The following is a 1,158-nucleotide window of genomic DNA, read 5'->3' as shown; positions in this document are numbered from 1 at the left end:
GCTTTTTAATTGCTAATCCAAGCTCAAGTGCGTCGATAGAGTCTAAGCCAAGTCCATCACCAAAAAGTGGCGCATCCGTTTCAATATCGTCTACGGTTAAATCTTCAAGGTTCAAAGCATTAATAATAAGTTGCTTAATATCGTTGTGTAACTGTTCCACTGGGACCTGCTTATCAATAAAAGTTTTCTGGAAAAATGTTGTCAGCCAAGTGCTGTTGTAAGCGTCGAGCCGCTATCGTTGGTGACGTAGTTTGCTTTATAAAGGGCTCAATCTCAACTTTATCCTTAACTTCAATTTTGAAAAAGGGCTTTGTTGTTGGCACCTGATACCATTTTTTCTCTTTTGTGAGAAAGCTCGGTGTCACCGTAATATGTACGACTCTTAAATCTCGTTCTGTTCTTACCGCAATTTGTGCCGCGCCACGTTGCAACTTAGGTTTTACGCCTGGTGTTGTTCTTGTACCTTCCGGAAATATAAGCAACACGTTGCCCTTATTAAATCGTTCTTCACAAAGTGCTAATAAATCATCTGGCGTTTCGTTTGGAATATATCCGGCTGCCTTTACAATATGCTTCATAAAAGGATTCGACCAAATTGCGGACTTTACTAAACAATCACAGCGATTTAATTGTGAGGCGATTAAAACGTAATCAATTAAACTCGGGTGATTGGCAACAATTAAACAATTTCGATCTTGTTGAAGAAGGTCTGCGCCAATAATTTCATAATCAATCGCCCCGCTGAACTTCATTAACTTACAGAATGTGTTGAAAGAATATTGAATCGCGCCTTGAACTTTATATTCACGTTCAGTTTGGTCAGAGACAAAAATACGAATAGTTGGAATCACGATAAAGCTCAGCGCTAAACCACCCAAACCAAATACCGAAAAACAGAAACCCGTGGCGAGCACGCGCCAATACTGATTTAAGCGAGTCATTGCTTGTGCCATTCCCAAATTTGTTTCGGAGCGTGAATAGTCCACTGTTTTTCATCTAACAAGTAGTGTTGCAAAAACGCTAGGCCTTGTGGCAACGGATGGTTTGAGCATTTTGCACTGATGCCGCTTTGCACCGTGAAGCTATCTCCATGAGAAAGTATTAAGCCAAGTCCAAACCCTTGGTATTGTTGGTTTTCATATTCTAAATAAGAGTCAG

The 1,158-nt window shown here is 40.3% G+C and carries 3 protein-coding genes; all 3 read right to left on the bottom strand.

Features of this window, described 5'->3' with window-relative positions; all coding sequences use genetic code 11:
- Positions 1–160 (bottom strand): phosphopantetheine-binding protein (locus tag R7D93_RS25775; RefSeq protein WP_318129621.1); only part of this gene is annotated, 160 nt, incomplete at its 3' end.
- Positions 161–173: 13 nt separating this feature from the next.
- Positions 174–941, bottom strand: coding sequence for a lysophospholipid acyltransferase family protein (locus R7D93_RS25770; protein ID WP_318129620.1), 768 nt, complete (start codon positions 939–941; stop codon positions 174–176).
- Positions 938–1,158, bottom strand: a 221-nt coding sequence (locus R7D93_RS25765; RefSeq protein WP_318129619.1) for a beta-ketoacyl synthase chain length factor, incomplete at its 5' end; no start/stop codon positions are given. The genes R7D93_RS25770 and R7D93_RS25765, both read right to left, overlap by 4 nt.

Origin of the sequence: Vibrio sp. YT-15 (genome assembly GCF_033337445.1) — a bacterium.
Taxonomy (GTDB): Bacteria; Pseudomonadota; Gammaproteobacteria; order Enterobacterales; family Vibrionaceae; genus Vibrio; species Vibrio alginolyticus.
Note: the sequence above shows the minus strand (reverse complement) of the source record. Positions and strands in the feature narration are given on the sequence as shown.